15 protein-coding genes are annotated in these 18,703 nt (G+C 45.5%); 4 read left to right on the forward strand and 11 right to left on the reverse strand.

Going from position 1 to position 18,703, the window contains the following annotated elements:
- The 5 genes from QNO02_RS16710 to QNO02_RS16730 all read right to left on the reverse strand — a co-directional run bounded on the left by QNO02_RS16710 (nt 1) and on the right by QNO02_RS16730 (nt 9,741).
- Nucleotides 1–3,558 carry a DUF4132 domain-containing protein gene (locus QNO02_RS16710; protein WP_289389397.1) on the reverse strand — a complete coding sequence of 1,186 codons (3,558 nt, stop codon included), beginning with the start codon at nt 3,556–3,558 and terminating at the stop codon, nt 1–3.
- Between the two features lie 19 nt (nt 3,559–3,577).
- Nucleotides 3,578–4,801 (reverse strand): VWA domain-containing protein, encoded by a 1,224-nt coding sequence (locus QNO02_RS16715; RefSeq protein ID WP_289389398.1) that lies wholly within the window; start codon nt 4,799–4,801, stop codon nt 3,578–3,580.
- A complete protein-coding gene (locus tag QNO02_RS16720) occupies nt 4,786–7,254 on the reverse strand; it encodes a DUF5682 family protein (RefSeq protein WP_289389399.1) in 2,469 nt (822 codons plus the stop codon). The genes QNO02_RS16715 and QNO02_RS16720 overlap by 16 nt, the downstream gene beginning before the upstream one ends.
- Nucleotides 7,242–8,342, reverse strand: a complete 1,101-nt coding sequence (locus tag QNO02_RS16725; protein WP_074095349.1) for an ATP-binding protein — start codon at nt 8,340–8,342, stop codon at nt 7,242–7,244. Before QNO02_RS16725 ends, QNO02_RS16720 begins: the two co-directional genes overlap by 13 nt.
- Before the next feature lie 421 nt (nt 8,343–8,763).
- Entirely contained in the window at nt 8,764–9,741 is a 978-nt protein-coding gene (locus tag QNO02_RS16730) for an aldo/keto reductase (protein ID WP_289389400.1), read from the reverse strand.
- Between the two features lie 189 nt (nt 9,742–9,930).
- On the opposite strand from QNO02_RS16730, the gene QNO02_RS16735 reads away from it, so the two are divergent.
- The 4 genes from QNO02_RS16735 (at nt 9,931) to QNO02_RS16750 (ending at nt 13,382) form a co-directional block, all read left to right on the forward strand.
- Complete coding sequence (locus QNO02_RS16735; RefSeq protein ID WP_289389401.1) at nt 9,931–11,130, forward strand: cytochrome P450 family protein; 1,200 nt, start codon at nt 9,931–9,933, stop codon at nt 11,128–11,130.
- Between the two features lie 40 nt (nt 11,131–11,170).
- Nucleotides 11,171–11,506, forward strand: a complete 336-nt coding sequence (locus tag QNO02_RS16740; protein WP_289389402.1) for a ribosomal protein L7/L12 — start codon at nt 11,171–11,173, stop codon at nt 11,504–11,506.
- A 170-nt stretch (nt 11,507–11,676) separates the two neighbouring features.
- Nucleotides 11,677–11,961, forward strand: coding sequence for an ArsR/SmtB family transcription factor (locus QNO02_RS16745; protein WP_502921888.1), 285 nt, complete (start codon nt 11,677–11,679; stop codon nt 11,959–11,961).
- 233 nt (nt 11,962–12,194) lie between these two features.
- Nucleotides 12,195–13,382: an MFS transporter gene (locus QNO02_RS16750; RefSeq protein WP_289389404.1), complete on the forward strand. Its 1,188-nt coding sequence runs from the start codon at nt 12,195–12,197 to the stop codon at nt 13,380–13,382.
- A 120-nt stretch (nt 13,383–13,502) separates the two neighbouring features.
- Here QNO02_RS16750 and QNO02_RS16755 read toward each other — a convergent pair whose 3' ends face one another.
- From QNO02_RS16755 to QNO02_RS16780, 6 genes are all read right to left on the reverse strand, one after another.
- On the reverse strand, nt 13,503–14,258 hold the full coding sequence (locus QNO02_RS16755) for an SDR family NAD(P)-dependent oxidoreductase (protein ID WP_062834752.1): 756 nt from the start codon (nt 14,256–14,258) through the stop codon (nt 13,503–13,505).
- A 331-nt stretch (nt 14,259–14,589) separates the two neighbouring features.
- The gene (gene poxB / locus QNO02_RS16760; RefSeq protein ID WP_133385094.1) at nt 14,590–16,317 is read right to left on the reverse strand and encodes a ubiquinone-dependent pyruvate dehydrogenase; all 1,728 of its coding nucleotides are present in this window, start codon (nt 16,315–16,317) and stop codon (nt 14,590–14,592) included.
- A 256-nt stretch (nt 16,318–16,573) separates the two neighbouring features.
- Nucleotides 16,574–17,335 carry an SDR family NAD(P)-dependent oxidoreductase gene (locus tag QNO02_RS16765; RefSeq protein ID WP_289389405.1) on the reverse strand — a complete coding sequence of 254 codons (762 nt, stop codon included), beginning with the start codon at nt 17,333–17,335 and terminating at the stop codon, nt 16,574–16,576.
- Nucleotides 17,336–17,485: 150 nt separating this feature from the next.
- The gene (locus QNO02_RS16770; protein WP_076317704.1) at nt 17,486–17,791 is read right to left on the reverse strand and encodes a Dabb family protein; all 306 of its coding nucleotides are present in this window, start codon (nt 17,789–17,791) and stop codon (nt 17,486–17,488) included.
- Nucleotides 17,792–17,940: 149 nt separating this feature from the next.
- Nucleotides 17,941–18,192 (reverse strand): type B 50S ribosomal protein L31, encoded by a 252-nt coding sequence (locus QNO02_RS16775; protein ID WP_062834756.1) that lies wholly within the window; start codon nt 18,190–18,192, stop codon nt 17,941–17,943.
- Between the two features lie 144 nt (nt 18,193–18,336).
- Nucleotides 18,337–18,603 (reverse strand): HPr family phosphocarrier protein, encoded by a 267-nt coding sequence (locus QNO02_RS16780; RefSeq protein WP_026081056.1) that lies wholly within the window; start codon nt 18,601–18,603, stop codon nt 18,337–18,339.
- Between the last annotated feature and the right edge of the window lie 100 nt (nt 18,604–18,703).

Below are 18,703 nucleotides of genomic sequence, written 5' to 3' on the forward strand. Positions count from 1 at the left end.
TCAACGCCCCGTTGCTCTCAGAATGTCGTAGATCGTTTCACTGAATACTCGACCTGGAACGTTGCCTAGAGCAATGGGTTTGTTGTCACCATAGTAATAATATTGCTTGTTATTTGGTTTGAAGAAATGTAGGGAATCCAGGGTAATGTCATCCAATCCCTCGTAATACGTAATACTCGTACCACTGAATTGTAATTCCGCAACAAGATCTCCGTACTCTTTATAAAATTCATGATACCAGCCGCCGTCCTGTGCCGGCCCTTTGATCCAGCCGTATTTCTCCAGTGCTTTGGGGAAAGACGTTGGTGAGAAATCAGACTCGGGCAGACGATCGTATTCATTCTTCGCCTTGTCCTCATCTTCAGGCTGATGGATTTCACGATTCAGTTGTTCAAACGGCTGCTTGATCTCGTAATCCTCCAACTGCGTTGTCCAACCTTCAAGCGTCGCCTGATCCAGTTCCAGCGGGTGTATAAGTCCCACTTGTGCACCTGAAGGCAGATCAACCTCGTCTTCATCCACGGAATTGAAGGTGCCGTCCTCCATATAACGGAACGTGCTGATCAGAGCGCCATCCTCATACGTTCCCCAGATCAGACCAACAGCGAATTTTTGCATGATTACATTTTGTACAAACAGTGCTTTCCACTCATCGGCAGACCACAGACGTTGCTTGGACAATGACTCTTCCAGACGCTGCGCCTGAATGTTAACCATGGATTTGAGATCTTTTTTCAGCTGTGTGAAACGTGCCTTGGACTGGGCTGCCAATTCAGGATCATCTTTCTGTGCAGGAGCAGGCAGACTCTTCACGGCTTTGCCCGTTTCTTCATTTAAGACAACGACTTGTAAGTCTCCATTGACCTTAACCAGGAAGGAACGCTCTCCGTAACTCAGCTGCATGGTTCCTTTTTCATCAAAACCAAGCGTGGTGACTAACCGATCCTCCAGTTGTTCCGAGGTAAGTCCCATATTATCGGCTGCAAGTTGCAATGCTTCTTCTGCTGCACCTTTCACCTGACGGTTCTTCACACCACGTTTGATTTTATCAATCGCCATTAGAGCGGATGGATCTTTCAGATAAGCGAGCACTTTTACAGCATCTGCTGCAATCGCGCCACGACTATTTTCTGTCCATTCCTTAATTTGCGGAGCTAAAATATTTACAATCTGAATATCGCCAAAGAGTGCTGATACATACATCACCCATTTCTCTTTTGCAGGAGCACCTTCCTGAATCCAGACCTGAAGCATTTCACTTGCAAAACGAGCGAGAGATACCTCACTTACGTAATCTCGTAATTCATTCAACCGTTCATTAGGACCGGATGTATGATCCAATGATTGGACCAAAGCATACTGTTTAATCCGGTCATCTAAAGGCTGATTGTCTTCAATACGTATCAGTGAAGGGAGATCTTTCAAGGACAACCAGCTCAGTCTCGACAACTTTTTGGCATCCGCCTGATCAGCGAGTGCAGCATGGGCATACTCTGGACTTAGATCTGCGGTATCCAGCAGAATTTGGATCAAGCTCTTCCACTCATCGGACTTCTCTTTCTTCAAAAGCTCACCATACAGCTCCTTGCTGTTTTCCAGACTGCGGATTGCGGTCAGAGCCATCTCTTTGATTCCCACTTTTTTCTCCGAGAGGTATACGAGCGTATACAAGTCCTGATCAGGAATTCGATTGAATTCCGCTAACGCCACGCCGTTGGCCTTCTTGGACGAATCCTGCAATCCGGCACGAATCGCTTCAGCCAATATTTTCTTCGATAACTCATCACGCTGTTCAAAGGTTATCTCCAGAATTAAAATGCGCGTATCTGTTGGCAGTTTCTTGTACTGTGTCAGTGCATAGTCCAGATTCTGCTGAATGATTCGTCGGTATTCGTCGTGCGGCATGGATTTGTATCTATAGTCGGTCATGCCATTGAGTGAGATCAGGCTGGTTAGCAATTTCTCACGTTGCACCTCAGGATCTTGCCCATAACGTTGAAGCAGCTGCTCTCCACTAAACGCGTATGAATTGTACATGTCCGAGATAATATCCAGTGTCCAATCAGGATGAGTGGTCAGAATTGCGAACCTGCGCATCGCCTCCGAGTCCAAGGGCAGAAAACTAATACTAATGAGGTTGTGAACACGCTTCTTATCCCGATTCAGTTGATTAAACAACCCGCGGCTATTCGGGTCCTCCCAATATTCCTCAAGGGTGTTTTCCCCACTTAAGTATCTTGCAATCGCAAGACCTTGACGTCCCCCGTCCAAAGGATGCCGAAGAGCGTTAAATACCGCTTCCTCCAGTGACCCCTCCGCATTAGGCAGTGTCAATCCTTGATCCTCCATGAATTTCTGAATGCAGAGTTTCAGGAATGGCGGTTTTATAATCTCGTATGCTCGAATCGCTTGTTCAGGACGATTCGCGATCGCGGATTGTAACATGTTCCAAGATACCGTGTACGAATTAAGCTCGTCCCGCAACATTTCAACCAACTGATAAGGCTCATCCAGAGGCACAAGTCCAGCAAGCAGATCATTTGGACTCTTTGCTCTAGGGTCCATACTCAACAAGTAACGGCGAACTTCAAGTGGATAAATCTCATGTAATTGATTTATTGAATGAAGCAAAACATGTCCAATCTCACTATTCGTATCAAGAAACCGTTGTTTACCTCCACTAATGTTAATCAGGTACAACAAGGCACCACTCACAAGTACCATCGTTTGATGGAATACTGTGTTTGAACATTGCTCTTTTGAAGAGAAAGACGTATTGGGATACAGTTCAGCTATGAGTTGACTACGCTTCTCCTTGAGGAATTCATCCTTCAATTCTTGGGAAGATCCGTTATGTTTTCCTTGAATATTACTGACCACTACAGGTTCAATCAACGTATGTAGCTCGTCCCGCAACTTATCTGCATCATTAGCCATTACATGTTGAAACAACACTGGTAACGATTGAGTAGAAGATTGAACCTCTGCAAGATGAGAAGCCGTGTCACTTACTCTTGAATATAGTTGCAGCAGCATTAATGCATTAATTACATCCCGGTAATCCCCTTGACTGTCCGCTTTTTTGGAATCAAAAAGCCACTGGGCACGCTTTAATTTACTCTTTAATTCAGTCAAAATTTCGTTCTCGCCTGCAAACTGTTTGATCTTCTCCAACCGGGACAACAATCCATCCATGCGATCAGCGCTTTTGCTCTTCCCGCTTAATCCGTAGGCTTCGGAGTCATTTCCCATACAGACAGTAAAGGCATCCGTTCTCCATGAATTTCTTTTGGAATAATTGGATTCCAGATATATCACAATAGCCCCGGCACGGTAAAAGATATCTCCATCGTCTTTTTTAGCGAGCTTCATGAGCAGATCAATCGTTTGATACACATAATGACTCGAATTTCCCATCATATCCGGAAACTTGTCTGTCGTTCCTAAGACATAATCAATAATTTCGGAGCTTCGATCTGTTTTTAATGAATACTCGTTTGAACAGGTTACTGCGAATTTCTCCACCAAAGTTTCAACTGCGCGGTCTGCGGTAAGCATTACACATTCCTCCTTGAATTTAAGTGATGATCTCGCCAATCCAATCCGCGAGTTCGTTAGGCGTAATTGCTGCTACATGTGCCCCCATATTGGTTAATGTCTGTGCGGCATGTTTGTTATAGACTGAATCCCCGTTAAAATCGAGCGCGGTGAGAACCAGCAATTTGCATCCTGCATCGATGATATCTTTACAGGCTTTGTACATCTGCGCGATCGGGTACCCTTCCTCCAGATCACTGACCAGAATAAAGATGGTTTTGCCTGGATTATCGATTAACGTCTCGCCATATCGCAACGCTTTGGTAATATGTGTCCCCCCACCGAGCTGTACATTCATGAGCACGTCTACGGGGTCTTCCAGTCTGTCGCTCAGATCAACAACCTGCGTATCAAATATGAATAATTTCGTGCGCAACGCATTCAAGCGATAGAAGATGCTGGCCATCACCGAACTGTAGATGACTGAATCCAGCATACTGCCACTTTCGTCTACACCAATGATGATGTTCCACTTGTTATGGGGCTGTATATTCCCGTCGAAATACAGACGATCAATCACAAACCTGCGCTTGTTTTTATCGTAATTCTTCAAATTCTTGGTGATAGTTCGCTTGAAATTCAGATTGCGCAAGGATCGAACTGAACTCGAGGTATAGCGACTGCGCTTGCCCATGATACTCGCTCGGGTCTGAGACTCCAGCTTGCTGCGTAGCTCTTCAACCACGGTTCGCACGATCTCCTTGGCGCTCTTTAACACCTCACCTTTCATCCGTCCTTTGAACTGCATAATGTTCTTGAGCAGATTCATGTTGGGTTCAAGGGATTCAAGCAACTTTTTGTCTGTTAACAATTCTGTCAGCCCATAGCGGTCAAGCGCCTGTTTCTCCAATATTTCTACCGTTGGTTTGGGGAATAGGTCCCTGACTTTGTGCAGCCATTTTGGTACAGTCAGATTAGATGCACCGCGTCCTCCCTCTTTTCGGTAACCTTGTTCTTCACCGTATTCACGGTTATACAGATACCCCAGAATCTCATCGATTTCCGTATATTGAAATTCAGCCGACGTATATTGGTCTGTATTACACAACCCTTCTTCGGACGATTCACCAAGAATCAGACGCCATCGATTTAAGGTTTCAGCAGAATGTTGATCCCCTCGGTTGCTTCCATCCGGATTGGAACTTTCATTGATTTCTCTGATATCGTCCGTTCTCCGATTCGCTTCATTCATATTAGCTTCCATGCGGCAAACTCCTTTCGAAGCGCTTCGTCCCATGCTTTGGACTGAGTCAGCATCTGCTCATCAACCGCAGGCCTCAACATTTCCTCTGGCTCAACCTGATGCAGACTCGCCACCCGTTCGGCAATCAAGCCCGTCTCCATTGGTGTAAAGTAGGTGAATGCCAACCGCAATTCCGGTACCATACTGATGAAGTCGTCGTATGAAAGCTGTTCAATCAGATAATTCAACTCGGACAACAGCTGATCTTCATATAAAAAAGCGTCACGTGCTACAGTGAATACTCCCTGTAAAAAAAGTGCGGTTTGACGGGTCTGATCCGGTGTACCATGGATATAACCACGAGCACGATCAACAATCTCATCTCTGGGCCTGTCACCGAGCCCTGAGGAAATAGCCACACATACACCCTCCAGCTGAGCCGGAAGCTGGTGATCCGACAGAAGCTCATTCAGCTGTATTCGGAATGTCTCATCCTGAAAATACCCCTCCGATGACTCTGCGAGCATGGCTAGCAGCTTCAATCCCTGAATAATGGCTTCATGTTCATCCGGGTTGGCTCTGGAGAGCTGTAACAACTTGTCCACGGCGTTCCTATAAGCTTCGGATACCAGGTCAGGGAGATGTTGCTCGTCAGATAATCCCAGCAACCTGCGGTGTTGATGAATTCGGTTCAAGACATGCAGGCTGTTACATAAGGATAGGAAATTCCCGTCGGTTCTCAGCGCCGAGCGCACCTGTTCATAGAGTTTCATCGCAGTGTCCTGAAGCCCCATGAGTAACGCTTGAAGCATGAGTCGGGCAAGTTCACCGCTATGATGATCCGGTATTTCTTGCATCTGTTCTTCCATTTTGCGTGTAGCCGCTCCAGCAAGCGTTCCGCCATAGAGAGAGTTCTCTATCAATCTGGCTTCAATACGGGATGAGTACATATAAACCCAGGTTTCGCGAACAAGATTCATGTCACGCTCTGCGATCCAGTCCGGCCCCGATTGCCGTTTCGCGAATTCCGGAACCAGATAGGTGATGCATTGAATCAATTGGCTTATCTGACGATGCTCCGGTTTCGCATACAGATCCAGAACTTTCTTGTGTTGACCTGTTGTACGAATCTGCAGTTTGTACTCTGTACAACGCGCCTTGAAGTCCTCCACGATGGGAATACTGAATGAATTGGGAGCCACGCTTCCAATGACGTCTCCAGTCAATAACTGCTGCAGCTCTTGCAGCGGTTTATCGGTCGCCAAGGTAAGCTCCCCCTTCACAAAGGAAGAGAGTGCTGCATCCATCAACTCATAGACGCCGCCTTCCCTTTTACCCCGAAGCCCGGCAAGACCTTGAATCATGCTGTACGCCTCAATCGCATCACTCGTTGATACATGTTCGTGACCATCCCTTAATTGGCGCATCAGCCGGGATAACAAGTCCAGAGCCGTTAGATTATACGGTGTACTCTTTTTGCGAAGCAGCTGGTTCCAGATCTGATCGTAATAATTTACATAAGGCATGCCGCTCGCATATCCATTGAGCCGATCCGCTTCAGCAAAGGTATAGACCATCGGGTACATTTGTTGGTGAACCGTGTCTGGATTAACCGCACTTTGTTGAGACGTTCCTGGTTTACCTTGTCCATCCAAACGTCGGTCTGTATGCCGTTTATCCATTTCTGGCTGTTCCAATTCCGATTCATGTTTCTCTGACATCAACAGTCCATACGTATGAAATCCACCGGTAATGACAAGCACACGGTCATGCTCCCGCACCGCTTGATTAATATGTTGTTTCATATATGCTTCTCTTGCCAGATCACCTGAAGACTGTAATCGTTCCGTGGAATAACACATTCGGGATAAGGTACAATACGTGAATACATCCTGCACGAATTCCTCAGTAGACTTCTCCAGGCCACCGATCTCAAACACCTTTTCCCACAATTCATCAAAACTGCGGCAGTTTGTTTTTTGACACAAACGGTTAATGAAGTCAGAGCCCGCAAGCAAGGTTTCGTCCTGAATGGAGATCTCCTTTTGTTCTGTCTGGCCGGATTTGGATGCACGAGTGGAGAAGTGTTGATAGTCCAAATCAATAAACTTCGCCGGAATGTTCAGGCGTTTTGCTTCTTTCAAAGCTACATATTCAGGTGAATACCGAAGCATCGGATAATAGCAGGCTTCTCTCTCCAATTCACTCTCATAGGTATAGTACAGACTGACAGGAGGTAAGGTTGCCTCATCACTCAGCACCGAAATTAATGGATTACCGCTCTCCGGTCCTTCAATCAAAATGATATCTGGCTTGTACTCCTCAATTAATCGTAACAAGTGATACGAACATGCAGGGCTATGGTGTCTAATAGGATAATAGACCGTATGATTACTCAGGTTATATACCTGGGATTCGAACAAGGATTGTAACTGCTCAACATCAGGGTCCAGTACCGCTGTTAACCGATCCATTTTCTCTCCTCATAATAGTCCTTCCACATTCCCTCTTCTCTGGAACGCTCTTTTACGACCTTAGAGAAATAGGTTTTGAGAATGGACAGATCCTTGTCGTTTTCCTTTGCAATGGTCCCCAGCATGTTCTGCACCAACCGATCCAGCGCAATAGCCTTATCTTCGTAATAATAGGAAGTCATCGCACTCTGGACATAGACAGACACCGCTTCCGCCGTACTCATGGATGCTTGAGGGGTGTCAAGTTTGTAGCCTTCCCGTGTCATGCCGGTGCGCAGTTCCATGAATGTTGTAGCCAGCAATTCAACCACATCCGGGTTAATGTCAATATCAATTCCACTATGTAATAACAGGCTTCGTGCCTGGGATTCAATAATTTTGGCTTCCATCTTTACGTTATGAATGGGCTTGATTGTTTCGAAATTGAACCGGCGTTTCAATGCACCACTCATTTCGTTAACACCTTTATCGCGAATATTGGCTGTAGCAATGACGTTAAATCCCGGTTGGGCAAACAGCACACCGCCATCCAGTTCCGGGATGCTCATGACCTTGTCACTGAGAATACTGATCAGACTATCCTGCGCTTCAGCCGGACAACGTGTAATCTCTTCAAAACGGGTAAGAATTCCTTTCTTCATGCCGTTATATAACGGTGATGGCACAAGCGCAGCTTCCGAAGGGCCTTTATCAAGCAGCATGGCGTAATTCCATGAGTACTTGATCATGTCTTCCGTCGTGCCTGCTGTACCTTGAATCGTGTTTAGACTGGTACCGGAGATCGCTGCGGTCAGCAGTTCGCTAAGCATGGTCTTGGCTGTCCCGGGTTCTCCCACGAGCATTAATCCTCGATTGCCTGCCAGAGTAACCACGGCACGTTCAATTAACACGTCATTGCCATAGAATTTGCGGGTAATCGTGATCTCTTCTCCATTTAATAACGCAGGCTTATCCCTGCCTATAATAAAATCGCGCACATAGGCGGGAGATAACAGCCAGTTCGGGGGACGTTTCCCCTGATCTTCCTCTCGCAGCGCACGTAATTCAACCTCGTATAATGTCTCGGCGGGTGGTTTAAGCATCTCCATCTTCAAGGTGTCTCCTCTCACGTAAACAGATCGTATGTTCTTATTCCTATCATTTTATCACAGCCCTCGAACAACTACCCGGTAAAACGATAAAAATGGTTGAAACGTCCTTCTTATCAGCACTCTTCCTAAGTCCATGGACATAGCCTCTAGCACAAATATGAAGGTGAATTATCCTTACAACCGTGCCTAAACACTGTTTTCGGCTCCGAATCAGCATGCTTATTACCCATGAAAACGCATTGTAGGCCATATGACCTTAGGATTCATTACACTTTCGATCATGTGTTTCAACCAAATGAAGCCCATTATTACAAAGAAGACACAGGCCATCAGCAGCTTGTGTCTTCTTATATGTTCAAATTTCACCCAATATCTATGAATTTTGATCGAAACGAACCACTCTCTCAGAATTCCCTACTTACATTCTACGCCCGCATGAAGCGGAATACAGCTCGTACCACTCATAACGGGTAAGCTCAATATTTATTGCATCACGACAGGCCAGAATACGTTCTGGTCGAATCGAACCAATGACAGGTTGTATCCCTGCTGGATGCTTCATTAACCAAGCCAGTACAATAGACTCCGGTGTAACTCCACGCTCCTTAGCCATTCGATCAACCAATTGAGCCGTATGCTCAATTTCAGGACGCTGTCCCTCAACTACCCTGCCAGTAAAACGCCCCTGAGCAAGGGGACCCCAAGCTTGCAGTTGAATATGCTCTGCCTGACAATATTCCATCGTGCCATAGGGAAACACGTTATCTCTAGCTTGGGATCGATTCACCGTAACACCAGCTTCTACGAATCCGATTTTGTCCAGACTCATCTCCAGCTGGTTCACAATCAGAGGCACATTACTGTGGAGCTGAAGGAGGCGAATCTGTTCAGAACCCATGTTGGACACACCAAAATGGCGCACTTTACCGGAATGATGCAGCTCAGCCAGTGCTTCTCCAATCTCTTGCGGATGGGCGAGCGGATCAGGACGATGTAACAGCAAAATATCCAGATAATCGATGCCGAGCCGTTCTAGGATACCGTCCACACTCGCCAGGATATGTACACCTGAGGTGTCATAACGCTGCGGTCCTTCATCATCACCTACAAGACGTATACCACACTTCGACTGTATAATGATCTGCTCACGCAAGCCGGGAGTTTCGGATAAAACTCGCCCCAAGACATGCTCTGCCTTACCACGTGTGTAAATATCCGCCAGATCAAAGTGATTAATGCCGATTTCGATAGCTGCTTCTACCGCTCGATGACCTTCTACGACAAGATCTGAAGTAATGGGGAGCCCATCCCATTCACCCCCAAACCGCATACAGCCAAGAACCATTCGACTTGCCGGAATCTGGTGGTGATGCAAAGGAAGTTGTGCGTAAGACATGTCAGCGTTCACCTCATTTTCATTTTTACCAAGCATAATAATCGATTCTCTCTACCATGTCTTCTTCCATCTTACTCTATTTTCCTGCTCTATCATCCAAATGAAGAAAAAACAAGGTTTCAAAAGCTTGTGTATTGAATATATAGAGGGTGCAGGTATTATGCAGGAATATGAGAGGAGATATTACATTTGAACCCGAATGAACCCAACGAGTCCTCAAAGCCAGCGTTTTTCACGAAAGAATTCACGCATAACCCTTACCCGGTGTATGAAAAGTTAAGAAAAGATGAGCCCGTTTTCAGAGTCATGTTTCCTCATGGGGAATTCGGCTGGATTATTACCCGATACGAGGATGCAGTCCAGATTCTGAAAGATCCTCGATTCAGCAAAGACATGGTCCGACGTTACGGCGCTGACAATCAAAGCATCTTCTCGAATAATATGTTGTTCTCCGATCCGCCAGATCATAGACGTCTTCGGGGACTTGTGCAGAAAGCATTCACACCCAAACTGGTCGCAGACATGCGAAGCCATATTCGGGACATTGCTGATGAACTGCTGGACAACCTCCCGTCACAGGAAAAAATGAATCTGATCGATGACTTTGCCTTCCCGCTGCCTATCATTGTCATTAGTGAAATTCTGGGAGTACCTCTTGAGGATCGTGACAAATTCCGCTTGTGGTCCAATACGGTTATCGATGCTTCCACAGCCGAGAGCGCCGAGCTGTTTGAGCAGCATGCAAGGGAGTTTACGGATTACCTTATGGCCTGGTTTGCAAAAGTTCGCCGAGATCCCGGCACTGATCTGATCAGCCAGCTTGTCATTGCAGAAGAATCCGGGCAGCACTTAACTGAACAAGAACTGCTTGGCGTGGTCTCCTTATTAATCATTGCCGGTCATGAAACAACTGTTAATCTCATCGGCAATGGGATTCTCGCCCTGCTGGAGCATCCAGAGCAACGCGAACTTCTCATCAAGCAGCCCGAGCTTATTCACAATGCCATTGAAGAGATGCTTCGTTATAACGGGCCTTTGGAGTTCAGCACATCTCGCTGGGCTCTGGAAGATATTGAATTCCGTGGAGAGCATATCGCTCAAGGTGAACTTGTCATTGTTGCGCTTGGTTCCGCCAACCGGGACGAACAGCAGTTTAAGGATGCTGATATCTTCGACATTACCCGCGAAAAAAGTTCGCATCTGGCTTTTGACAAAGGCATTCATCTCTGCTTGGGAGCACAGCTTGCTCGTCTGGAAGGTGAGATTGCAGTCAGCACACTTCTGAATCGTTTTCCAAATATACAGCTTCAGGCAGATGTGAATGAACTGGAATGGAGACCTGGCATGATTGTTCGTGGTGTCAAGGAAATCCCGGTTCAACTTAAATAATAGCTAAATATGAATAAATGAAAGCGAGGCACATGACATCATGGAAATGAACACCTTGGTATGGATCGTTCTGCTGCTTCTGATCCTTGTGTTACTGGTCAGAGTCACCAGTCTGCAACGCCAATTAAATGAATTGAAAAGTGATGTGGAGCGTCTGGAGAACGGTTCAACAGTCAGCGCCCGCTCTGACTTCAATTACACATTGTCGCCGAAGGAAACATCTCACACAAGCCAACCAGCCCAATCGGATCTGGATCAGGAACTGCTTACACTTATACAACAAGGGAAAAAAATTATGGCGATCAAACGACTGCGTGAAGCCCGAGGTCTTTCGTTGAAGGAAGCCAAAGACTATGTTGATTCCCTAGATCGGTAATATACAACTCACATAACTCTCCGGGGAAGTTACTCCAGACTTTCGGTTGTTAACACAGACGCAGTAGAAAGTGTGGAATCTTCACCGAGAGTTTACTTTTCTAACGACATATGCTACTGTTATTTCTATATTACTAGAAATAAGAAATAAAGACGAAAGGACGGATCATGATGCAATCAAACTCGAATGAGATTGAACAAGTCGTCAAAATTCATAAAGCGCTGGGCGAGCAAACACGCTACAAAATCATTCAGATTTTATCGAACGAAAGCAACCTGTGTCCCGCCGATCTGGAGAGCCGCCTTGTTACGGTTGCCCTATCGACTCTGTCTCATCACCTGAAACAGCTATCCGATTGTGGCCTGCTTACATCGCAGAAGAAAGGTACGTATATCTACTACAGCCTAAACACGGAGACTGCACAAAAGTTTGTTCCCTATCTGCTAAATAAATAAAAAATTTGAGTTATATTTCTATATAATTAGAAATATTGAAACAGTACCTTAACATTTATTAGTAGCACTAGGTCACCTAAGTTTACGCTTATATCAAATATTCATTATCTAGGTTGTAACATTACCATTCGCGCAGATAGGGTGCATTCAGAGAGTTCATTTCTTGTTCTATCGTCTTTATTTCTATATTTCTAAAAATATAATAATTACAATTAGAAAGAGGTTATGTTTCCATGTCTTCTTCTACGCTCAAAATCTATGTTCTTGCCTTGGTCAGCTTCCTTGTAGGAACGTCCGAATATGTCATTGCCGGCATTTTGGATCGCATTGCAGATACCATGAATATCTCTTTAATCGCTGCCGGACAGCTCATTACGATTTTTTCACTCGTATATGCGCTAGGTACACCTGTCATTATTGCACTGACTTCGCGCTGGGACCGTCGCAAGCTGTTGCTATACTTCCTCGGTCTATTCGTTGTGGCTAATGTTCTTGCCTATCTGTTGCCGGGTTATGGACTGTTCGTCGCAGCACGCGTGTTGATGGCTTTAGGGGCGGGCGTTGTTGTTGTCACGGCATTAACGGTTGCTTCCCAAATAGCGGCTGAGGGCAAACAAGCTAGTGCAATCGCCACAGTAATCACTGGATTTACGGCTTCTTTGATTGTTGGCGTTCCGCTCGGAAGGCTTGTGGCTGCATCTTGGGATTGGAAGCTCGTTTTTGCCGGTATCGCCGTTCTTGGCATTCTCGCCATGCTGGTGATCGCGGCCGCCATTCCGCCTTCCAAAGCAGAAGCGCCTGTTCCGCTGAAGAATCAACTGTCTTTGCTCAAACAGCCACGAATTGTACTGGCACTGCTGGTGACCTTTTTCTGGTTAGGTGGGTATTCCATTGCCTACACGTATATTTCACCTTACCTTGTATCCATTTCAAGAATGAGCGAAGCACTACTCAGTTCAGCTTTACTCGCATTTGGCATAGCAAGTCTGATCGGTTCAAAAGTTGGAGGATTCAGCGCTGACAGATGGGGTGTCAAACGAACACTGATCACAGGCATGACGTTGCATATCGTGAGTCTGCTTCTGTTGAATATAACGGCAAGCTCTCATCTCGCTGTCTTGCTTGTTCTGATTTTGTGGTCTTTTGCCGCGTGGTCCTCGGGTCCAACTCAGCAGTATAACCTCGTGACTATGGCTCCCGAATCCTCAGGTATTATGCTTAGTCTGAATAGTTCGGTCATGCAATTAGCTATGGCCGCCGGAGCAGGGATTGGTGGCATCGCAGTAAGCAGCGTCTCATTGTCATCCATCACCTGGATTGGGGCTGTCGGGGTCGTTATTGCCGTTATCATCGTCATAAGTTCGTACCGTTCAGCATCTACGAAAAGTAAACAAACCAATGCATCACACAACGTTGCCTGATATGGATTCGCAGTACTATGCGTAGTATAAAAGAGAAATTAAAAAGAGAGGCTCTGTACGCATACAGTGACCTCTCTTTAAACATTTTAACAGCTATTTTATTGCCGATAAGCTGAACTCTTATTGGGCCGTAACTGCACCATCGATCGGATATACTGCACCATTGATATACGGCGCTTCATCTCCAAGCAGGAAGGAAACCAGGTTAGCGATCTCTTCCGGTCTGCCAAGGCGTCCAGATGGAATGCTATCAACGGTTGCCTTGAACACTTCAGGGTTGTCTTTACCAAACTGAACAACCATCGGCGTCTCAATTGTACCTGGAGCAATCGCATTTACACGAATGTTGTCCTTGCCATATTCAATTGCAGCTGTGCGGGTCAAACCCACCACGCCATGTTTGGTTGCTGCGTAAGGTGCAACCGCGGGTACACCAACAATACCGGCTGTGGAGGCTGTATTTAGAATGGAACCTCCACCTGTTTTGAGCATTTCAGTAATTACATACTTCAACCCGTAGAATACACTTCTCAGGTTAATATCAATAATCTGGTCAAACTGCTCAATCGTATGTTCAATCAGCTTGATCCCAGGACCTGCAATCCCTGCATTATTAAAGAACATGTCGATTCGTCCGAACTCTTCGACTGCTTTTTTCACATAATTCTCAACTTCAGGTGCTTTACTCACATCTGCTTGTACAAAAATAGCTTTACTTCCCAGCTTCTCAATCTGCTTAACGGTTTCAAGACCTGTCTCTTCGACAAGATCCACAACGACAATGGATGCGCCCTTCTCAGCCAGCTTTAGCGCTGCTGCTTGGCCCAATCCACTTCCTGCTCCAGTAATAATGGCTACTTTTCCTGCGTGACTCATGTTGATCTCCTCCATGTGTGTGTGTCATCTTGTGATTGGATCGATGAATACGATATGAAACGTACGTACATGCAATGATGCAATATGTAGGTCAAAAATGGCATAAAACCTTCCTGACTTTACCTATTCTAATAGACTTTCGACATAAAAACAAATCATATAATATGCATTCATACTATATTACATGTCACATTTTCAGCATTCTATTCAAGAAGCACGCAACGATAATGTCTTGTCACGTGCTCCTCTTTTACCTCTTTTACATAAACAATACTTTGAAAGTCGGTATCTCTACAACTTCACACGGTGCATTTCCGCTTTATCGAAACGGCTATCTTAGCAGATTGGTTTTTGCTAATTCAATAATTTCGTCCCCGCGTCCGTTCAGCACGGCTTTCATCATCCATAACGTGAATCCTTCAGCCTGTTTGATATCAATCTTCGGAGGTAAAGACAATTCCTGACGGTTCACCACCACATCAATCAGTACAGGACCATCATGCTGAAGCGCACGCTGCACAGCTCCTTCAAGTTCACCCGGATCTTCAACCCGAATACCTTCCATGCCCATGGCTTGAGCAACCATCGCAAAGTTGGGATTTACAAGCTCTGTTCCCGATTCCAGGAATCCGGCAGCTTTCATCTCCAACTCAACAAAACCGAGTGCTCCATTATTAAACACCACAACTTTGATCGGCAGATTATGCTGTTTCAGTGTCAACAGATCACCCATCAGCATCGTAATACCACCATCACCCGATAACGAGATGACTTGTCTGCCTGGATCAGCGACCTGAGCACCAATTGCTTGTGGAAGGGCATTGGCCATCGTACCATGACTGAATGAACCAAGCAGCCTGCGGTTGCGGCTCATCTCGATATAACGGGCCGCCCATACTGTCGGAGTACCGACATCACAGGTGAAGATGGCATTTTCAGCTGCGGCATCACTAATAACCTTGGTCAGGTACTGCGGATGGATGGGCTTTTTACCCGGTTTTCCAACGGCCAGCTCGTCCAGATCTTTGCGTACTTTCACATAACGATCCACACTTTTACGCAAATGTTTGTCACTGTGTTCCTCTGTCAGATAAGGAAGCAAAGTTTCAATGGTCGCTTTCACATCCCCACATACGCCGTAATCCAGCTTCGTGCGCCGACCCAGATGGGAAGATTGAATGTCGACCTGAAGGACTTTCGCATCTTCGGGATAGAATTGACGATATGGGAAATCCGTTCCCAGCATCAGTAGTACATCACAGTCCATCATGGCATGATAACCGGATGAATACCCAATTAGACCCGTAAGACCCACGGAATAGGGGTTGTCATACTCCAAATATTCCTTGCCTCGTAGTGCAATAACCATCGGGGATTTCAAGCGATCACAGAGCTGCATAAGGGGCTCCCTAGCGCCCGCGCAGCCTGCACCGCACAATAACGTAATTTTTTTGCCTTGATTCAGATACTCCGCCAGTTTCACGAGTTCCGGCTCAGAAGGATGTACCACGGGGTTGGTTGCGTGATACACATGCTCAGGCACAGGAAGATCCGCTGCTTCAAGTCCTGCTACATCCCCCGGCAATACAACGACGGACACACCTGAACGTGCGACTGCTGTCTGAATGGCCATCGTCAGAGAACGCGGCATCTGTTTTGCTGTTGTAATGACTTCACAATAATCACTACATTCCTGAAACAGATACTCCGGATGCGTCGCCTGAAAATATTCACTGCCAATCTCGTCACTTGGGATATGTGCAGCGATAGCGAGTACAGGAACACGATTGCGGTGACAGTCGTACAGACCATTAATCAGATGCATATTACCAGGACCACTGCTACCTGCGCAGACAGCGATACTTCCACTGACCTGAGCGTCCGCCCCAGCAGCAAATGCAGCTACTTCTTCATGACGTACATGAATCCACTCGATCTTGCCCGAACGACGAATGGAGTCGAGTACCGCATTCAAAGAGTCTCCAACAATGCCATATATGCGTTTGATGCCAGCGTTCAATAAGGATTCAACCAGAACGTCCGCGACTGTTTTTTTCATAAGTGATGGGTCTCCTTTAATTGCTCATTTTGATTATGTTTCCACTCTGTTAATATACCTATTCTTATACCCCAATCTTTCGAAAACCGAACCAACTCATATGTATATCTGGATATATGAAACAAAAAACTGCCCCTTGAACCGTTATTTCATTGTTAGCAAAATGCCAAAAAATCCGCTTGTCGAATGACAAACGGATTACGGTTAAACTAGGTTTATTGTTATTTCATGTGGATTCCCGAATCCAAATTAGACACTAGATAGCAGGCATCACATTGCCACCACTTACAGGGATGTAGGCACCCGTAATAAATGACGACAGATCCGAAGCGAGAAAAGCTACCGCATTGGCAATTTCCTGATCTTCACCCCTGCGCTTCAGCGGCACGGTACGCGTATATGCCTCATCATGTCCAGGCTCACTGGACCGATCACGTTCACTAATTGTCCATCCAGGTGCAACCTGGTTTACGGTAATCTGATACTCGCCAACCTCCTTGGCAAGTACGCGATACACGCCATCCATTCCACGCTTACCAGCGGTGTAGGCCGATTGGTGAGCGAAGTTTTGCATTGCACATTCCGTATTGATACCAATGAAGCGACCGGCTCTGATACTTTGCATATGTGGAATGAAAGCTTTGGCAAGATACACACTCTGCATGACACAGGATTCGAACTGGCTCAAGTAATCTTCAGGAGACTGTTCCAACACCGTTGTCCATTCATATTGAATGACTGCATTGGCAACAACGATATCCACTCCGCCGAGGACAGGCTGAATTTCATTACGCATCCGAAATGCCGTATCCTGCTTTGTAATATCTCCCTGTACAATTACAGCCTTACGACCGAGTGCTTCAATCTCACCCTGAAGCTCCCGAGCCTTGGTATCATTATTTATGTAATGTAGAGCCAGATTGGCGCCACAGGCTGCCAACGTGCGGGCGATGACTCTCCCCAGTTGTCCGGTTGCGCCTGTAACCAGAGCCGTTTTTCCTGAGAGATCCAATTGCATAACAGCGAAAACCTCCTAGAATTCATTTGGTCGAAAACGATTTCGGAAATGTGTTATTTTTGTTTATTAATTACGCATTATTCAGAGGGATATACAGCATTGTTCAATGCTGTATATGGTAGTTCAACTTTTTTCTATATGTGGAGACTATTAATTATGATGTTGAATAAGATCAATTTCCTGGAAGCGACTGACTTCCTTTTCCCAACGCTCTTCTACATATTGACGGTGAACCGGGTGATTGTTGTATGCATCATACGCAGCCTGATCCGCAAAGACCATCGAGAAACTGTAGTCGAACTCATTCTTCTCACTTACCTGTTTCAGAACCTGAAATTGCTCTACCCCAGGAATGACAGCCAGTGCATCCGAACTTTCCTTCAAAAAGGCTTCGGCCTCCGGTGTATCTTTACCCGCGTAAAGTGTAAACGTTACCATATGTGTGATGCTGCTCATCTCTATTTCCTCCTCCAATATGTTCATACTCTGTTTCCTAGTGTACATCCGAATGTGTTGTAAGCGCAATAATTGGTTGAATTAATTTTTAATGTACACAAAAAAACCTCAGGACAAATCCCGAGGTTTTTTGTAATGTATGGACAAACTTATTTGTTGATGTTGTATTTACGGTTAAATTTATCAACACGGCCACCGATATCCACGTTTCTTTGTTTACCAGTGAAGAACGGGTGGGATGCGGAACTAGTGTCCACACGGATTACTGGGTAAGAGTTACCGTCTTCCCATTCCATAGTTTCGTTAGAGAACTTCGTGGAAGAACTCAGGAATTTGAAATCAGCACTTGCATCGTAAAAAATTACGAGTTGTGTCTTTGGATGGATGTCAACTTTTGGCATAATCTATTTACACTCCTTTAATATGGGTACTTCTTTAGAATCAAACTAAATTTTATTATACTCTTTTTTTGGACAAAGTACCAGCAGGATTTGAGGAATAGCTAAAAAAAATATGATATCTGTGATTTTGCACCTAATCAGGTGTTACGCCGTCCCTTTCTCCAGTACATTCAACATGTACTCCAAAGCCTCCAGTTCATCCCTGCCTCTTGTCTGTAATCTGACAACACTACCATATCGAATGGGTAGTAACGCCATTCCAAGCAGGCTTTTGACATCTACACGATGCTCATGCTCAGACTCCATATACGACAAAATAATATCCGAGGAAAAACGTGACGCTTGAGAAGATACCGACATCAGATCATCCCGATGAAAATCAGCGTGAATCATAAATTCATGTACTCTCACAACCTTCAGTTCCTTTCGCTAAGTACTTATTCACCAATATGGTGTGTATCCATTTATATATTAAAATCTTCATGAATTATACCATGTTATGGGAGCTTGA

The sequence above is a fragment of the Paenibacillus sp. PK1-4R genome, assembly GCF_030369595.1.
Classification (GTDB): Bacteria; Bacillota; Bacilli; order Paenibacillales; family Paenibacillaceae; genus Paenibacillus.

Bases quoted from the DNA above. Each gene is read 5' to 3' on its own strand.
- QNO02_RS16710 (WP_289389397.1), bottom strand. From the start codon at position 3,558: ATGCTTACCGCAGACCGCGCAGTTGAAACTTTGGTGGAGAAATTCGCA.
- QNO02_RS16715 (WP_289389398.1), bottom strand. From the start codon at position 4,801: ATGGAAGCTAATATGAATGAAGCGAATCGGAGAACGGACGATATCAGA.
- QNO02_RS16720 (WP_289389399.1), bottom strand. From the start codon at position 7,254: ATGGATCGGTTAACAGCGGTACTGGACCCTGATGTTGAGCAGTTACAA.
- QNO02_RS16725 (WP_074095349.1), bottom strand. From the start codon at position 8,342: ATGGAGATGCTTAAACCACCCGCCGAGACATTATACGAGGTTGAATTA.
- QNO02_RS16730 (WP_289389400.1), bottom strand. From the start codon at position 9,741: ATGTCTTACGCACAACTTCCTTTGCATCACCACCAGATTCCGGCAAGT.
- QNO02_RS16740 (WP_289389402.1), top strand. From the start codon at position 11,171: ATGGAAATGAACACCTTGGTATGGATCGTTCTGCTGCTTCTGATCCTT.
- QNO02_RS16745 (WP_502921888.1), top strand. From the start codon at position 11,677: ATGCAATCAAACTCGAATGAGATTGAACAAGTCGTCAAAATTCATAAA.
- QNO02_RS16750 (WP_289389404.1), top strand. From the start codon at position 12,195: ATGTCTTCTTCTACGCTCAAAATCTATGTTCTTGCCTTGGTCAGCTTC.
- QNO02_RS16755 (WP_062834752.1), bottom strand. From the start codon at position 14,258: ATGAGTCACGCAGGAAAAGTAGCCATTATTACTGGAGCAGGAAGTGGA.
- poxB (WP_133385094.1), bottom strand. From the start codon at position 16,317: ATGAAAAAAACAGTCGCGGACGTTCTGGTTGAATCCTTATTGAACGCT.
- QNO02_RS16765 (WP_289389405.1), bottom strand. From the start codon at position 17,335: ATGCAATTGGATCTCTCAGGAAAAACGGCTCTGGTTACAGGCGCAACC.
- QNO02_RS16770 (WP_076317704.1), bottom strand. From the start codon at position 17,791: ATGAGCAGCATCACACATATGGTAACGTTTACACTTTACGCGGGTAAA.
- QNO02_RS16775 (WP_062834756.1), bottom strand. From the start codon at position 18,192: ATGCCAAAAGTTGACATCCATCCAAAGACACAACTCGTAATTTTTTAC.